Origin of the sequence: Streptomyces aureocirculatus (genome assembly GCF_000720475.1) — a bacterium.
GTDB classification, from domain to species: Bacteria; Actinomycetota; Actinomycetes; order Streptomycetales; family Streptomycetaceae; genus Streptomyces; species Streptomyces aureocirculatus.
The window spans coordinates 18,613-34,772 of the sequence record NZ_JOAP01000041.1; the positions used below are offsets into that span (position 1 = coordinate 18,613).

The following is a 16,160-nucleotide window of genomic DNA, read 5'->3' on the forward strand; positions in this document are numbered from 1 at the left end:
CGGCCCCGCTGCTACATCGGCTGTGTGACGTGGTGGGCGGCGTCGTCGCGGGCCTTGCTGCGGGCCCTGCGGGCGGGACCGCGCCAGCCGCAGGTGCAGCGGGCGGTGCAGAACGGGCCGTTCTCGACGGTGGAGGTCCGGTGGAGTTCGGGGGGTTGCTGCTCTGCCACGCGGCCACGGTACGCCGGTCAGGTGAACGCCCCCGTAGGGGCGCGGGGAACTGCGCGACCGGCCGACGAAAAGCCGCAGACGCGTCTGCACAGTTGCTCGGCAGACGCGTCTGCGGCTTTTCGCGCGCTGAGCGCGCAGTTCCCCGCGCCCCTTACGGGGCGGAGTCATCCCCGCGCCCCTTACGGGGCGCCCCCACCGGCACGTGGCGGGGTACCCCCGCCGTCGCGTGACGGGGGCCCTTACCGGTCGTTAGTCGAAACGACAGCGGAAGGGATGGGGGTCGTCGGCGCGATGGGGCAGCAGCACAGGCACACGGGCAGAGCGGCCGGTGCGGCCACGGTCGCCGCGGCCGGCCTCATGGCGCTCGTCACGGGCTGCTCCGGCGGTGGCGCGGCGGCCAGCGACGACCCGGCGGCCGCCGACCCCGTGGGCGCCGTGCGCGAGGCCGCCGACTCGCCGGAGCGGGCGGACAGTGCCAGGGTGCGCACCTCCATGGAGATGGCGAGCGGCGGCACCCGAGTGACCGTCACCGGGCGCGGCGGGTACGACTTCCGGCGCCGCCTCGGCCGGTTCGACGTCGTCCTGCCCGAGGACCCTGCGGGCACCCGCGGCAAGCACAAGCCCCCGGTCACGGAGCTGATGGCGGGCGGCGACCTGTACATGAAGAACCGCGGGGCCGGGGTGCCCGCCGACAAATGGGTGCGCATCGAGCCGGCCTCGCTGTCCGACGGCAACCTCGTCACCGGCGGCGCCACCGACCCGCTGGTCGCCGCGGAACTCCTGCGCGGCGCGCGGCGGGTGACGTACGTCGAGCGCACCCGCGTCGCCGGTGTCGACGTGGCCCACTACCGCGGCGTCATCGACCTCGCCCGCGCCGCGCGGTCCGCCTCGAAGGAACACGCCCCCGCGCTGCGGTCAGCACTGGCGAAAGGGTTCAGCAAGGGCCGTGTGCCCTTCGACGCCTACCTCGACGAACAGGGGCGGCTGCGCAAGGTCCGCCACCAGTTCAAGGTGGCCAACGCGGCGGTGGCGTCGACGACTTCGCTGTACGCGTTCGGGACCCGCGTCGACGTACGGCTCCCCGCGGACAAGGACATCTTCGCCGGGAAGATTGCCGAGCGCTGAGCCGTTGCAGCAGGAGTGGCCCGCTGACGGCGGGCGTCACCTTGTGCGGCACAGGCCTCGGACCATCGGGGCGGAGGGGGGAATGAGGGGTGCAATATGGTCCGTCCGTGCCATGCGCGGTGCGTAGGCCGCTCCCTACTCTAGGAAGCCGGTACCGGCACGACCGTGGTCAGGAAGAGGTGGTGAACGTGGCTCCGCTGGGTGGAACGGCAGTTCAGGACCACGTTGCCCTCGCCGAGATCGAGCTGTGCGGCGAACTGATCATCGCGGCGTCCGCCGCGTGCGGTGAGCGGCTCAGTGCTGACCGGATCGACGAGGTGCTTCAGGTCTCCGACGGGTACGAGGGTGGGGTGGGCCGGGACGAATCCCGGCCGTAGGCCCGACCGCCCCCGGGCTGCCCCGGGCTACACCCCGGGCTGCTCCCACCGTTTACCGGACGTTGTCCCGTGGGTTTCCGGCCTTTTGTTTTGCCGCTTCGCGGCGGGTTTTCCCCACCCACTCGCCCTTTTTGCCCGCATCCGCTCCGGAGGCCGCACGGCGAGCGTCACGTACGGAGCATCCGGGCGATCGCCTTCGTCGCCTCCTCCACCTTCGCGTCGATCTCGTCGCCGCCCTTGACCGCCGCGTCGGCGACGCAGTGGCGCAGGTGCTCCTCCAGGAGCTGGAGGGCGAAGGACTGGAGGGCCTTGGTGCCCGCGGAGACCTGCGTGAGTATGTCGATGCAGTAGACGTCCTCCTCGACCATGCGCTGCAGGCCACGGATCTGGCCCTCGATGCGGCGCAGGCGCTTGAGGTGTTCGTCCTTCTGTTTGTGGTACCCGTGCGTCTTGTGGGCCTGGGCGGGCTCGGCCGTCCGGTCGGGGCCGGAGGGCGCTTCGGTGTTCGTGGCCGCGCCGGCCGCGTCGGTGGTCGTCATCGCGTCCTCCTGTGCATACCCCTGGTGGGTATAGGGTAGCCGATTCCTCGGGTGGTGTGCTGATCACTGTGCCTGATGGGCGACACTGGGGTCTGGCCGGTTAGCCGTGGCCGGATGATGCGCCTAGCATCAGCCTGACCGCATCCAGAGCACCCCGAGGACCCCACGTGCGATTTCGTCTGACCCCCAGGGAGACGAGCTTCTATGACATGTTTGCCGCATCCGCGGACAACATCGTCACAGGCTCCAAGCTCCTGATGGAACTGCTCGGAGCCGATTCCTCGGCCCGGGCCGAGATCGCAGAGCGTATGCGGGCCGCGGAACACGCGGGGGACGACGCGACGCATGCGATCTTCCACCAGTTGAACTCCTCGTTCATCACGCCGTTCGACCGCGAGGACATCTACACCCTCGCGTCCTCGCTCGACGACATCATGGACTTCATGGAGGAGGCCGTCGACCTGGTCGTCCTTTACCAGGTCGAGGAGCTCCCCAAGGGCGTCGAGCAGCAGATCGAGGTGCTCGCCCGGGCCGCCGAGCTGACGGCCGAGGCCATGCCGCACCTGCGCACCATGGACAACCTCACCGAGTACTGGATCGAGGTCAACCGCCTTGAGAACCAGGCCGACCAGATTCACCGCAAGCTCCTCGCGCAGCTCTTCAACGGCAAGTACGACGCCATGGAGGTGCTGAAGCTCAAGCAGATCGTCGACGTGCTCGAAGAGGCGGCCGACGCGTTCGAGCACGTCGCCAACACGGTGGAGACCATCGCGGTCAAGGAGTCCTGAGGCACCTCCATGGACACCTTCGCATTGATCGTGACCATTGGCGTCGCGCTCGGTTTCACGTACACGAATGGCTTTCACGACTCCGCGAACGCCATCGCCACCTCCGTCTCCACGCGTGCCCTTACGCCACGTGCGGCGCTCGCCATGGCCGCGGTCATGAACCTGGCCGGTGCCTTCCTCGGCAGCGGCATCGCCAAAACGGTCAGCGAGGGGCTGATCGAGACGCCGCACGGCAACAAGGGGATGTGGATCCTCTTCGCCGGTCTGGTGGGCGCGATCGTCTGGAATCTCGTCACCTGGTACTACGGCCTGCCGTCTTCCTCGTCCCACGCGCTCTTCGGCGGCCTGGTGGGCGCGGCGCTCGCCGGTGGCATCGGGGTGATCTGGTCCGGAGTGGTCGAGAAGATCGTCATCCCGATGTTCCTCTCGCCCCTTGTCGGTCTGGTGATCGGCTATCTGGTGATGTGCGCGATCATGTGGATGTTCCGGAAGTCCAACCCGCACAAGGCCAAGCGCGGCTTCCGGATCGCCCAGACCGTCTCGGCGGCGGGCATGGCGCTCGGGCACGGCCTCCAGGACGCCCAGAAGACGATGGGCATCGTGGTGATGGCCCTGGTCATCGCGGACGTCGAGGCCCCCGGCGACCCGATCCCGATCTGGGTCAAGATCTCCTGTGCGCTGATGCTGTCGCTCGGTACGTACGCGGGTGGCTGGCGCATCATGCGGACCCTCGGCCGCAAGATCATCGAGCTGGACCCGCCGCAGGGCTTCGCCGCGGAGACCACGGGCGCGGGCATCATGTTCACCACCGCGTTCATGTTCCACGCGCCGATCTCCACGACGCATGTCATCACGTCCGCGATCATGGGCGTGGGTGCGACCAAGCGGGTGAACGCCGTGCGCTGGGGCGTCGCCAAGAACATCATCCTGGGCTGGTTCATCACTATGCCTGCGGCGGCGCTGGTCGCCGCGGTGAGTTTCTGGATCGTGAACCTGGCGTTCCTGTAGGCGGTGTCGGCTGGGGGTCCGGGGGTCATCCCCCGGGGAATGCAGCATCACTATGCCTGCGGCGGCATTGGTCGCCGCGGTGAGTTTCTGGATCGTGAACCTGGCGTTCCTGTAGGCGGCCTCCCCCTGGCCTTCCTCTGCACGAGAAGCCGCGCCGCCCGCTGGTGCGGCAAAGGGACGGGCCCGCCCCCCGGAAGTCGGGGGGCGGGCCCTTCTGCATCCCTGCGGTGGCACCGCCATGCAGCACCGCGGGGAGTTCTGTCCGGCCGGGGAGGCCCAGCCGAAGCGGCCGGAGATCTAGCCGAAGCGGCCGGAGATGTAGTCCTCGGTGGCCTGCACCGACGGGTTGGAGAAGATGCGCTCCGTGTCGTCGAGCTCGATGAGCTTGCCGGGCTGGCCGACCGCCGAGAGGTTGAAGAAGGCGGTGCGGTCGGAGACGCGGGCCGCCTGCTGCATGTTGTGCGTCACGATGACGATCGTGAAGCGCTCCTTCAGCTCGCCGATCAGGTCCTCGATGGCGAGGGTGGAGATCGGGTCGAGCGCCGAGCAGGGCTCGTCCATCAGGAGCACCTGCGGCTCCACGGCGATGGCCCGCGCGATGCACAGGCGCTGCTGCTGACCGCCGGAGAGCCCGGAACCCGGCTTGTTCAGGCGGTCCTTGACCTCGTTCCAGAGGTTGGCGCCCCTGAGGGACTTCTCCACGACGTCGCTGAGCTCGCTCTTCTTGTACGAGCCGTTGAGCCTCAGGCCCGCCGCGACGTTGTCGTAGATCGACATGGTGGGGAAGGGGTTCGGGCGCTGGAAGACCATGCCGATGGTGCGGCGCACGTTCACCGGGTCCACGCCGGAGCCGTACAGGTCGTCGCCGTCGAGGAGCACCTTGCCGTCGACGCGGCCGCCGGGGGTGACCTCGTGCATGCGGTTCAGGGTGCGCAGGTACGTGGACTTGCCGCAGCCGGACGGGCCGATGAAGGCCGTCACGGAGCGGGGCTCCACGGTCATGGAGATGTCTTCGATCGCCTTGTGGGAACCGTAGTAGGCGTTGAGGCCGGATACGTCGATTCGCTTGGCCATGGAGATCACTGCTTTCGGGAAGTCTGCTGTCGGTCGCCGGGTGGTCCCGCTCGGCGGAGCGGAGCCGTGGGGTGTCGCCTCAGCGACCGGTCTTCGGGGCCTTCCAGTGGGCGATGCCACGGGCCACGAGGTTGAGGATCATGATGAAGGCGATCAGGGCGAGGGCCGCGGCCCAGGCACGGTCGTAACCGGCCTGGTTGCCCGACTGGTACTGCTGGTAGATGTACAGCGGCAGCGACCCCTGGGCACCGTCGAACGGGTTCGTGTTGATGAGGGGGGTTGTGAAGACCAGCAGCAGCACGGGCGCGGTCTCGCCGGCGATGCGGGCGACCGCCAGCATGATGCCGGTCGTGATGCCGCCGATCGCGGTGGGCAGGACCACCTTCAGGATGGTGCGCCACTTCGGTACGCCGAGCGCGAGCGAGGCCTCGCGCAGCTCGTTCGGTACGAGCTTCAGCATTTCTTCGGTGGAGCGCACGACCACCGGCATCATCAGGATCGACAGCGCCATGGCGCCGGCCCAGCCGGAGAAGTCGAAGCGCAGGATCAGGATCCAGAAACTGAGGACGAACAGACCGGCGACGATCGACGGGATGCCCGTCATCACGTCGACGAAGAACGTGACGGCCTTGGCGAGCTTGCCCCGGCCGTACTCGACCAGGTAGATCGCGGTGAGCACGCCGATCGGTACGGCGATCAGACTGGCGAGGCCGACCTGCTGCAGGGTGCCGATGATGGCGTGGTAGACACCGCCGCCCGGCTCGTCGTCGGCGACGACGCCCATGGAGTGGGTCAGGAAGTAGCCGCTGAAGACCTCGGAGCCGCGCTTGACCGTCTCGTAGACGAGGGACGCCAGCGGCACCACGGCCATCAGGAACGTCACCCACACCAGCGAGGTGGCGAGGCGGTCCTTGGCCTGCCTGCCGCCCTCGACGGTCGTGGCCAGGGCGTAGGAGACACCGATGAACAGGACGGCCGCGATCAGGCCCCACTGGATGCGGGAGTCGAGGCCCGCCGCGAGCCCGATGCCGCAGCCCACGGCCAGCGAGCCGAGGGCGATGACGTACGGCGACCAGCGGGGCAACTGGGCGCCCTGGAGCGCCGAGCGGGCGGGCTTGCCGCCGGGGCCGCCGGAGGGCTTGATGGTCGTGGTGCTCATGCGTTGGCCCCCGAGTACTCCTTGCGGCGCGCGATGATCAGGCGGGCCGCGCCGTTGACAAGGAGAGTGATGACAAAAAGGACCAGGCCGGAGGCGATCAGGGCGTCCTGGCCGTACTCGTCGGCCTCGCCGAACTTGCTGGCGATGTTCTGCGCGAAGGTGCCGCCGCCGTAGTCGAGCACGGATGCCTGGATGAGGAAGGTCGGGGAGAGCACGGTGGCCACGGCGATCGTCTCGCCGAGCGCGCGGCCGAGGCCCAGCATCGAGGCGGAGATGATGCCGGAGCGGCCGAAGGGCAGTACCGACATGCGGATGACCTCCCAGCGCGTGGCGCCGAGGGCGAGCGCGGCCTCCTCGTGCATCTTCGGGACCTGGAGGAAGACCTCGCGGCTCACATTGGTGATGATCGGCAGGATCATGACTGCGAGCAGGATGCCGACGGTCATCAGGGAGCGCGGGGCACCGCCCTCGTACGAGAAGATGCCGGTCCAGCCGAAGTAGTCGTCGAGCCAGCCGTAGAGCCCGGTCAGGTTGGGCGCGACCACGATGGCGCCCCAGAGGCCGTAGACGATCGAGGGCACGGCGGCGAGCAGGTCGATCACGAAGGAGATCGGGGTGGCCAGCTTGCGCGGTGCGTAGTGCGAGATGAACAGGGCGATGCCGATGGCCACGGGCACGGCGATCACGAGCGCGATGATCGAGCTCACGATGGTGCCGAAGACCAGGACGGCGATGCCGAAGTAGGGCTTGCCGTCCGTCGACAGACCGGCGGGGTCCCACTCGAAGGTGGTGAGGAAGTTGCCGGTGTTGTCGGAGAGGGCGACGGAGGCGCGGTAGGCCAGGAAGGCCGCGACGGCAGCCATGACCGCGAGCAGGGCGATGCCGGAGCCGCGCGAGAGGCCGAGGAAGATCCGGTCACCGGGGCGGGTCGCGCCGCGGGCGTTGCGCTTCTGCTCGGCGGTCGAGGGCGTGCTGTCCCGCACTGGGGACGGCTTGGGTGGGGTGTCGGTAGGTATGTCCATGGGGTTCTCCGGTCTGCGGAACCGTGGGCCCGGTGGGGCCATGGCTCCTGGCGGCGGTGCACCGGACGGCGCGGCCCGTCGGGGAGACGGGCCGCGCCCTTGGGTCAGCTCAGGCTCTTGATGGTTTCGCGGACCTTGGTGTTGATCTCGGACGGGATGGGGGCGTAGCCCTCGTCCTTCAGGGCGGCCTGGCCGTCCTCGCTGGCGATGTAGTTCAGGAAGGACTTGGTGGCGGGCAGGGTGTCCTTCTTGTTGCCCTTCTCGCAGACGATCTCGTACGTCACCAGGGTGATCGGGTACGCGCCTTCGGCGGAGGGCTTGTAGTTCAGCTCCAGGGCGAGGTCCTTGCCCTCGCCGACCGTCTTGGCCTCGGCGATCGCCTTGGAGGCGTTGTCGACCGTGGCCTTGACCGGCTCCTTGGCGCCCGTCTTCAGGTCGACGGTCTTGATGCCTTCCTTGGCGTACGACAGCTCCATGTACGAGATGGCGCCCTCGACCTGCTTCACCTGCTGGGCCACGCCGGAGGAGCCCTGCGCGGACTGGCCGCCCTCGGCCTCCCAGCTCTTGCCCGGCTCGTGCGGCCAGGCGGCGGGGGCGGCGCCCTTGAGGTACTTGGTGAAGTTGTCCGTGGTGCCGGACTCGTCGGAGCGGTGGAAGGCCTGGATCTTGGTGCTGGGGAGCTTGGCGTCCGGGTTCAGCTTCTGGATCGCCTTGTCGTTCCACTTGCTGATCTTGTTGTTGAAGATCTCGGCCAGCGTCTTGGCGTCCAGGACGAGGGTGTCGACGCCCGGCACGTTGAATCCGACGGCGATCGGGCCGCCGACCATCGGCAGGTCGATGGCCTGGCTGGTCTTGCAGATCTCCTTCGACTTCTCGATCTCCTTCGGCTTCAGGGCCGAGTCGGAGCCCGCGAAGGCGGTCTGTCCTTGGAGGAAGGCGGTGATGCCGGCGCCGGAGCCGTCCGGCTTGTAGTTGAGCTGCACTTCCTTGCAGGCCGCGCGGTAGTTGGCGACCCAGGCGTCGATCGCGTTCTTCTGCGCTGACGAGCCCGACGCGAGGAGCTTGCCCTTGGCGTCGTTGCAGTCGATGTTGGAGGCCGCGTTCGACGTCTTGCCGCCGTCCTTGTCACCCGTGTCATCCGAGCCGCACGCCGTGAGGGCCAGGGCGCCGGAGACGGCGAGAGCACCGAGGGTGAGGGCCCGCCGGTTCTTGCGCTGAAGCTTCACTTTCGGGAGTTCCTTCCGGGAGCCGCCTCACGGGGCGGCGTGCGAAGTGGTTCGAGTGGCCGTAGGTGGCCGGGCCGTACCCGCGCTGTCGGTGCGATCCGTTCGATCGCGCCGCCATCACGTAAGGCCGAAATTAGGCAGAACAGGTGACGCGGTCGATGGCCGTAAGTGAACGCGTGGTGAACCTACGAGGACTTTGTGGTGAGGTCACGGTCGGATTACGGCGTGGGGGACGCAACGGGTGAAGTCGCCCCGCAAACGTTCACTTCCAGCCTTGCGGATGATCACGCAGAGTGTCCATGCGGGTACGTGGCGTTCTTGCGGCGTTCAGTGTTCCGCCATGTTGCGTTGGGGGTTCCATGGCAATGCCCGGCACGGCGGCAGCGCTGTACCGGGGCGGGGCGGGGCGGAACTGGGCTGGGCGGGGCTGGGCCGCTCGGTGGCGGGCCGGAGGCGCGTGCCCTACGCGCCTTGCTCGTGGCGGCCCACGGCGGCGAGGAACGGCTCCACCAGGTCCTTGTCCAAGGCGTAGGTGAGCTTTCTGCGGGCCGCGTCCGGAGTGAGCCACATGAGGTGGCTCACTTCGTCGTTCGGCGAGAACTCGCCCCCGGTCGCCTCGGCCGCCCAGTAGTGGACCACCTTGGGGCGGCCCTTCGCGTCGGTGTAGTGGGCGGTGGGCAGCGCGGGCCCGAGGCGGCACGTCATGCCCGTCTCCTCCTCGACCTCGCGCACGGCCGCCTCGGACGGGGACTCGCCGGGGTCGAGCTTGCCCTTGGGCCAGGACCAGTCGTCCCACTTCGACCGGTGCACCAGGGCCACCTCGACGAGGCCCCCGGAGGTGGTGGGGCGCCACAGCACGCAGCCCGCCGCCAGGACCGGGCCGGGTGCCCGCGTCACTGGGCGATCACCGACTCGCGCAGCCACGCCCGCTGGAAGGCGAACCGTGCCGCCTCCACCTCGTGCCGCTGGTCGGCGTGCAGCACCCCGAGGGCGTACGCCGTGGCCGGTGCGATGCGGGGGGTGCGGGCCGCCGATGCCGCTGCCTCCGCCGCCTCCGCGGCCTCGCGGTGCAGGTCGAGGGCCTGTCCAGCCAGGACGAGGCGGGTGTCCTGCGGGGTGTCGCCGAGCAGCACCTCCTGGGCGTAGCGGTGCAGGCGCAGCAGGGAGCGGACCTTCAGCCAGGGGGCGTCCTGGGCGTCCGGGGCGGTGTCCGCGGCCAGGCCGTGGACCAGGGCCTCCGCGTTGTACGGGAGGCCCGCCTGGACCAGGGGGAGCCATGCCACCGCCTCGGCCAGGTGGTACTCGGCTGCCGCTGCCAGCGCTTCGAGGTCCGCGTCCGGGGTGGGACGCAGGGGGACCTCGCTGGCGAGTACGGCCACGTTGTCCGCCACCGCGTGGAAGCGGGAGGAGCCGAAGGCCTGTAGGGCGGCGGAGTGGGCCCGGGTGCGGGCCAGGGTGAGTTGGCGTTCCAGGAGGGCGGCGGCCTTGGCTGCGCCCACCGCGAGAGGGCCGGAAGGTTTCTTTCCGGGCTGGGCTTGGCTCTGCCTTGCCTTCGGGCCGTCGGCCGTGCCGGCCCTTACCTCACGGTTGCCCGGCGCCGTGGGCTGTGCCCACCCGTCCCCAAGCTCTCGGCTCCGCTCGACCAGGGGAGGCCCCACTCGCCCTGCGGGACGATTGCCCACAGCGGCAGCGGCAGTGACGGTGACCGCGGCGGGGGTGGGGTGTGGGACTGTCGGTACCGGGTCCGGGGGCGGCGCCGGTGGGGGTGTCGAGAGGCGGTGGAGGGCTGTCAGGAGGCGTTCCAGGCGGGCTGCGTACGCGTGTTCGCGGGCCAGGGTGCCGGAGAGCCACGCCAGCTCGGGCCGCAGGCCCTCCGTCCACTCCGGGTCCAGGAGCGGACGGAACGTGTGCAGCGTGGCGCCGATGCGACGGGACGCGCGCCGCAGCGCCCGCGCCGCCGCGAGGGACTCCTCGGCGCCCTGCGCGTCGGTCGAGGACTCGCGGTGCAGCCGCAGCGAGCGGAGGAAGTCGGTCGCCTGGTCCTGCAGGTAGACCGACAGGGCCTCGCCCGCCGTCATCTCATGGTGTTGCTGTGCCACGCCGGCGCCTCCGGGCGTCTATGAGCATCTCCTGTACGTTGCGCAGGGGCTGGCCGTCCGGGTCCGTGGCGTGCCGCGTCCAGTTGCCGTCCGCCCCCAGGTGCCACGAGGCCGTGGTGTCCGACATACCGGTCTCCAGGAGCCGGTTCAGGGTGGCCCTGTGGACCGGGGACGCCACCCTGACCAGCGCCTCGATCCGGCGGTCGAGGTTGCGGTGCATCATGTCGGCGCTGCCGATCCACACCTCCGGTTCGCCGCCGTTGCCGAAGGCGAAGAGCCGGGAGTGCTCAAGGAAGCGGCCGAGCACGGAACGCACGCGTATGTTCTCCGACAGGCCCGCGACGCCCGGCCGCACCGCGCAGATCCCGCGCACCCACACGTCCACCGTCACCCCGGCCTGCGAGGCGCGGTACAGCGCGTCGATGATCGCCTCGTCGACGATCGAGTTGACCTTGATGCGGACGTAGGCGGGGCGGCCGCCGCGGTGGTGCTGGATCTCCCGGTTGATACGGGTGATCAGGCCGTCCCGCAGCGACTTGGGGGCGACGAGGAGACGCCGGTAGGTCTCGCGGCGCGAGTAGCCCGAAAGCCGGTTGAAGAGGTCGGAGAGGTCCGCGCCGACTTCCTGGTTGGCGGTGAGCAGGCCGAAATCCTCGTACAGGCGAGCGGTCTTGGGGTGGTAGTTGCCGGTGCCCACATGCGAGTAGCGGACGAGGTTGTCGCCCTCCTGGCGGACCACGAGCGACAGCTTGCAGTGCGTCTTCAGACCGACCAGGCCGTACACGACGTGACAGCCCGCCTCCTCCAGCTTCCGCGCCCACTTGATGTTGGCCTGCTCGTCGAAGCGGGCCTTCAGCTCGACCAGGACGAGGACCTGCTTGCCGGACTCGGCGGCATCGGTCAGCGCGTCGACTATCGGGGAATCGCCCGATGTGCGGTACAGCGTCTGCTTGATGGCGAGCACGTTCGGGTCGGCGGCGGCCTGCTCCAGGAAGGCCTGCACGGACGTCGAGAACGAGTCGTAGGGGTGGTGCAGGAGCACGTCGTGGTCGCCGCGCAGGGCCGCGAAGATGTCGGGCGCGGACGCCGACTCGACCTCCGCGAGGTCACGGTGCGTGCCCGCCACGAACTTCGGGTACTTCAGCTCGGGCCGGTCCAGGCCCGCGAGGGCGAAGAGACCTGTGAGGTCGAGGGGGCCCGGCAGCGGGTGCACCTCCGACTCGCCGATCTTCAGCTCCCGCATCAGCAGGTTGAGGACCTCTTCGTCGATGGACTCCTCGACCTCCAGGCGCACCGGCGGTCCGAAGCGGCGCCGCATCAGCTCCTTCTCCAGGGCCTTGAGGAGGTTCTCGGCGTCGTCCTCCTCGACCTCCAGGTCCTCGTTCCTGGTGAGCCGGAACATGTGGTGCTGCTTGATGTTCATGCCCGGGAACAGTTCCTGGAGGTGCTTGGGCGCCGAGATGACGTCCTCGATGGGGACGTAGCGCTGCGGCGATGCCTCCAGGAAGCGGGAGAGCAGCGGCGGGACCTTGACGCGCGCGAAGTGCTCATGGCCCGTGACCGGGTTCTCGATCACCACGGCGAGGTTCAGGGACAGGCCCGAGATGTACGGGAAGGGGTGCGCGGGGTCCACGGCCAGCGGGGTGAGCACCGGGAAGATCCGGTGCATGAAGAGGGTGTAGAGCCGGGACTGCTCCTTGTCCGTCAGCTCGGGCCAGCGCACCACGTGGATGCCCTCGTCGGCCAGGGCCGGAGCGATCTCCTCCTGGTAGCAGGCGGCGTGCCGGGCCATGAGCTCGCGGCTGCGGGACCAGATCAGCTCCAGGACCTCGCGGGGCTGCAGGCCGGACGCGGAGCGGGTGGCGACGCCGGTCGCGATGCGCCGCTTCAGGCCCGCCACCCGGACCATGAAGAACTCGTCCAGGTTCGATGCGAAGATCGCGAGGAAGTTCGCCCGCTCCAGGAGCGGTGTGTTCGGGTCCTCGGCGAGCTCAAGGACGCGTTCGTTGAAGGCGAGCCAACTGCGCTCCCGGTCCAGGAACCGGCCCTGCGGCAGCTCCGCGCCGCCGTAGCCCGCCTGCGCCTCCTCGTCGTACGCGTCCAGGTCGGCGTCGATGTCCGGGTCCAGGTCGGAGACGGTTGCCGCGATGGTGTGCGGCCGGTGCGCGGCGAGGGAGGCGACGGACGGCTGTGCGTGCCGCACCCCGTCGGCAGCGGCCTCGGCGGCCTCGGCGGCGGCGTGCTTGGCTTCGGACTGCGCGGTGCGCTCGCTCATGGACCCATTCTTCCGCGCGTTGCCCCTTCCGGGCGCGCCGGAGGCCCGGTGCGCGAGACGGGCCTGGCCGTTCGGGCGCGCTCCGTCCGGCGTGGGCTCGGTGGGGGGCTGCATTGCCTGAGCTTCGCAAGGCTGTCTGAATCAATGGTTAAGCCGACATGACGCCTGGGGGGTCGCATGGGAACCCCCAGGCGTTCACGGCTACGACTCCGTGCGGTACATCAGGTCCGTCTCGTGCGTCACGAACCCCAGCCGCTCGTACACGCTCACCGCCGCCTTGTTGTCCGCGTCGACGTACAGCATCGCCGTGGGCAGACCGGCCGCCGCCAGGTGCCGCAGGCCGACCGTGGTGAGGGCCTTGCCGAGGCCGCCGCCCTGCGCGCCGGGCCGTACCCCGACGACGTACACCTCGCCGAGGCGCTCCTGCGCGTGCACCTTCGTCCAGTGGAAGCCGACGAGCTCGCCGTCGGCTTCCCGCTCGGCCAGGAAGAAGCCCGCCGGGTCGAACCACGGCTCCGCCTTGCGGTCGTCCAGGTCCCGCTGGGTGAGGGAGCCCTGCTCGGGGTGGTGGGCGAAGGCCTCCGCGTTCACCGCGAGCCACGCCGCGTCGTCCGCGCCGGGGACGAAGGCGCGTACCCGGACCCCCTCCGGGAGCACCGGGTCCGGCAGCTCCAGGCCCGCCAGCGGCCGCCGCATCTGGCGCAGTTCGCGGAACAGGGTCAGGCCGAGGACCTGGGCGAGGTGGCGTGCCGCGGAGTGGCCGCCGTGCGCCCACACGCGCAGCCGCCTGCCCGACTCGGCGAGCAGCGCCGAGCCAAGGGCCCTGCCGTGGCCGTGGCCGCGGTGGCCCGGGTGCACGACCAGCTCGGCGGCGGGGGCCTCGACGGGGTCGGTGTCCTCCAGTTGGGCGTAGCCGACGAGTTCGCCCCCGACGGACAGGAGCAGGTGCCGTACCCCCTCGCGGGGGCCGCCGCGCAGTTGCAGCCGCCCCTGTTCCGAGACGGCCTGCTGGCCGTCGGTGCGGGCGGCTGCGCCGAGCAGTTCGAGGGCCTCGCGCGCTTGGGCTGCGGTGAGGTGGTCGACGTTGTCGAGCTTGCGGGGCGGGGCGGGGCGGTCGTCAGTCATGCGTCGAGGGTAGTTCTGGCGGGGGCGCCTTTGGCGGGGTGTCGCGCTTGCGCGCTCGTTCTCATGCGCCGGACGGGCTGGATCGCGCTTGCGCGCTCGTCCTCAGCGCCGGACGGGCTTTATTGGTCCCGTAATGGCAATCAGGCTGTAACCAGCAAGCCTCTGTTGCGCTACGCGCGTTGACCATAGGCTGCCGTCGGTCCAGTCGTCTCATATCACCCCGGGGGAATCACGTGTCCGGCATACCGCAGCATCGAAGGCCCAGGCGCCGCACCACCCGGGTGCTCGCCGTCGCGGCGGGGATCGCTACGGCCGGTGCGCTCGCTGCCGCGCTGCCCGCGAGTGCGGGGCAGGACGGCCGGGACGCGGCCGCCGCCAAGGACAAGAAGCGCACGGTCGACGTGCAGTTGCTGTCCTTCAACGACTTCCACGGCAACCTCAAGCCGCCCGCGGGCTCCTCCGGACAGGTCGTCGAGAAGCAGCACGACGGGACCGAGAAGAAGATCGACGCCGGTGGCGTCGAGTACCTCGCGACCTCGCTGCGCACCGCCCGCGAGCAGCACCCGTACTCCGTGACCGCCGCGGCCGGTGACCTGATCGGCGCCAGCCCGCTCCTGTCGGGGCTCTTCCACGACGAGCCGACCGTCGAGGCGATGAACAAGCTCGACCTCGACGTCACCAGCGTCGGCAACCACGAGTTCGACGAGGGCGCCAAGGAGCTCGCGCGGATCCAGAACGGCGGCTGTCACCCCAAGGACGGCTGCTACGAGAAGGACAAGCACGGCAAGGGCAAGAAGTTCGAGGGCGCCGACTACCCGTATCTGGCCGCGAACGTCACGGACGAGAAGTCCGGCAAGCCCGTCCTCAAGCCCTACTGGGTGTGGAAGCACAAGGGCGTGAAGGTCGGCTTCATCGGCGTGACGCTTGAGGGCACCCCGGACATCGTCTCCGCCGACGGCATCAAGGGCCTGAAGTTCCACGACGAGATCGAGACCGTCAACAAGTACGCGAAGATCCTCGACAAGCAGGGCGTGAAGTCCATCGTCACGCTCATCCACGAGGGCGGCTCCCCGGCGAGCCAGGCGTACAACTACGACTGCGACTCCCCGGGCGCGGGCGACGGCATCTCAGGGCCCATCACCGACATCGCCAAGGGCATCACGCCCAAGGTCGACGCGATCGTCACCGGCCACACCCACCAGGCGTACGTCTGCACCGTCCCGGACCCCTCGGGCAAGCCGCGCATGGTCACCTCGGCGTCCTCCTACGGCAAGCTCTACACCGACACCACGCTCACGTACGACCGCCGCACCAAGGACATCGTGCGCACGAGCGTGCGGTCCGCGAACCACGTCGTCAGCCGTACGCAGCCCAAGGCCGCCGACATGACGCGGCTCATCGGCCGCTGGGACAAGCTGGCCGCGCCCATCGCCAACAAGCCCGTCGGCTTCATCTCCGGTGACATCGCAGGCCGCGGCGCGGGCACGCCCGAGTCCCCGCTCGGTGACCTGATCTCCGACGCCCAGCTCGCACACGCCAAGTCCCTCGACCCCGAGGCCGACCTGGCCCTGATGAACCCGGGCGGCATCCGCTCCGACCTCGTCCACAAGGCGAGCGGCAGTGAGGGCGACGGGGTCGTGACGTACGGCGAGGCGTTCACCGTGCAGCCCTTCAGCAACACCGTGAACCTGGTCGACCTCACCGGCGCCCAGCTCCTGACCGGCCTCCGCCAGCAGGTCAGCGGCCCGAACGAGGCCTCCCCGAAGATCCTCCAGGTCTCGGAGGGCTTCACGTACACCCTCGACATGACCAAGTCGGGAGCGGACCGCGTGGTCGCCGACTCCGTGAGGCTGAACGGCAAGGCGATCGATCCGAACGCCACCTACCGCGTCGCGATGAACTCGTTCCTCGCGGGCGGCGGCGACGGCTTCGCGGAGCTCGGCAAGGGCACCAAGCCGCTGGTCGGCGCGGACGACCTGAAGGCCCTGAACGACTACCTCACCGCCAACTCCTCGGCCGGGAAGCCCCTCGCGCCGCCGAAGGCGGACCGCATCACCGTTGTGCGCTGAATGGAGCGTTCGTCCTAGCGCTGGCGCAGGTGTTCGCATAGCGCTGTGAAGTAGCTCTCCGGCGAACGAGCTTGGGGTGGGGTGTGAACGTGTGGTGAGATCA

15 protein-coding genes are annotated in these 16,160 nt (G+C 69.6%); 5 read left to right on the forward strand and 10 right to left on the reverse strand.

Features of this window, described 5'->3' with window-relative positions:
- Positions 1-11 precede the first annotated feature (11 nt).
- Positions 12-170: a hypothetical protein gene (locus IG78_RS50320; RefSeq protein WP_169749730.1), complete on the reverse strand. Its 159-nt coding sequence runs from the start codon at positions 168-170 to the stop codon at positions 12-14.
- 292 nt (positions 171-462) lie between these two features.
- Here IG78_RS50320 and IG78_RS0130415 point away from each other — a divergent pair, with 292 nt between their 5' ends.
- Together IG78_RS0130415 and IG78_RS0130420 are read left to right on the forward strand one after the other, a co-directional pair.
- Positions 463-1,296, forward strand: coding sequence for an SCO4651 family lipoprotein (locus tag IG78_RS0130415; protein ID WP_030568939.1), 834 nt, complete (start codon positions 463-465; stop codon positions 1,294-1,296).
- A gap of 188 nt (positions 1,297-1,484) precedes the next feature.
- Positions 1,485-1,673, forward strand: a complete 189-nt coding sequence (locus IG78_RS0130420; protein WP_078965731.1) for a hypothetical protein — start codon at positions 1,485-1,487, stop codon at positions 1,671-1,673.
- A 167-nt stretch (positions 1,674-1,840) separates the two neighbouring features.
- Here IG78_RS0130420 and IG78_RS0130425 read toward each other — a convergent pair whose 3' ends face one another.
- Positions 1,841-2,212, reverse strand: coding sequence for a metal-sensitive transcriptional regulator (locus tag IG78_RS0130425; RefSeq protein ID WP_030568945.1), 372 nt, complete (start codon positions 2,210-2,212; stop codon positions 1,841-1,843).
- A 167-nt stretch (positions 2,213-2,379) separates the two neighbouring features.
- On the opposite strand from IG78_RS0130425, the gene IG78_RS0130430 reads away from it, so the two are divergent.
- Together IG78_RS0130430 and IG78_RS0130435 are read left to right on the forward strand one after the other, a co-directional pair.
- Positions 2,380-3,000, forward strand: coding sequence for a DUF47 domain-containing protein (locus IG78_RS0130430; RefSeq protein WP_030568948.1), 621 nt, complete (start codon positions 2,380-2,382; stop codon positions 2,998-3,000).
- Positions 3,001-3,009: 9 nt separating this feature from the next.
- Complete coding sequence (locus tag IG78_RS0130435) at positions 3,010-4,008, forward strand: inorganic phosphate transporter (RefSeq protein WP_030568950.1); 999 nt, start codon at positions 3,010-3,012, stop codon at positions 4,006-4,008.
- 297 nt (positions 4,009-4,305) lie between these two features.
- On the opposite strand, the gene pstB is transcribed toward IG78_RS0130435, so the two are convergent.
- The 8 genes from pstB to mshD all read right to left on the reverse strand — a co-directional run bounded on the left by pstB (position 4,306) and on the right by mshD (position 13,988).
- A complete protein-coding gene (gene pstB, locus IG78_RS0130440; RefSeq protein ID WP_030568952.1) occupies positions 4,306-5,082 on the reverse strand; it encodes a phosphate ABC transporter ATP-binding protein PstB in 777 nt (258 codons plus the stop codon).
- Positions 5,083-5,161: 79 nt separating this feature from the next.
- Positions 5,162-6,241: a phosphate ABC transporter permease PstA gene (gene pstA / locus IG78_RS0130445; protein ID WP_030568955.1), complete on the reverse strand. Its 1,080-nt coding sequence runs from the start codon at positions 6,239-6,241 to the stop codon at positions 5,162-5,164.
- The gene (gene pstC, locus IG78_RS0130450; protein WP_030568956.1) at positions 6,238-7,263 is read right to left on the reverse strand and encodes a phosphate ABC transporter permease subunit PstC; all 1,026 of its coding nucleotides are present in this window, start codon (positions 7,261-7,263) and stop codon (positions 6,238-6,240) included. Before pstC ends, pstA begins: the two co-directional genes overlap by 4 nt.
- A gap of 104 nt (positions 7,264-7,367) precedes the next feature.
- Entirely contained in the window at positions 7,368-8,489 is a 1,122-nt protein-coding gene (pstS, locus tag IG78_RS0130455) for a phosphate ABC transporter substrate-binding protein PstS (protein ID WP_030568958.1), read from the reverse strand.
- 462 nt (positions 8,490-8,951) lie between these two features.
- Entirely contained in the window at positions 8,952-9,386 is a 435-nt protein-coding gene (locus IG78_RS0130460) for an NUDIX hydrolase (RefSeq protein ID WP_030568960.1), read from the reverse strand.
- Complete coding sequence (locus IG78_RS0130465; protein ID WP_030568963.1) at positions 9,383-10,588, reverse strand: CHAD domain-containing protein; 1,206 nt, start codon at positions 10,586-10,588, stop codon at positions 9,383-9,385. The genes IG78_RS0130460 and IG78_RS0130465 overlap by 4 nt, the downstream gene beginning before the upstream one ends.
- Positions 10,569-12,863: an RNA degradosome polyphosphate kinase gene (locus IG78_RS0130470; protein ID WP_030568966.1), complete on the reverse strand. Its 2,295-nt coding sequence runs from the start codon at positions 12,861-12,863 to the stop codon at positions 10,569-10,571. The genes IG78_RS0130465 and IG78_RS0130470 overlap by 20 nt, the downstream gene beginning before the upstream one ends.
- A gap of 201 nt (positions 12,864-13,064) precedes the next feature.
- Positions 13,065-13,988 (reverse strand): mycothiol synthase, encoded by a 924-nt coding sequence (gene mshD / locus IG78_RS0130475; RefSeq protein ID WP_030568970.1) that lies wholly within the window; start codon positions 13,986-13,988, stop codon positions 13,065-13,067.
- A 233-nt stretch (positions 13,989-14,221) separates the two neighbouring features.
- Between mshD and IG78_RS0130480 the strand changes: the two genes are divergently transcribed.
- Positions 14,222-16,057 carry a bifunctional metallophosphatase/5'-nucleotidase gene (locus IG78_RS0130480; RefSeq protein ID WP_030568973.1) on the forward strand — a complete coding sequence of 612 codons (1,836 nt, stop codon included), beginning with the start codon at positions 14,222-14,224 and terminating at the stop codon, positions 16,055-16,057.
- Positions 16,058-16,160 lie beyond the last annotated feature (103 nt).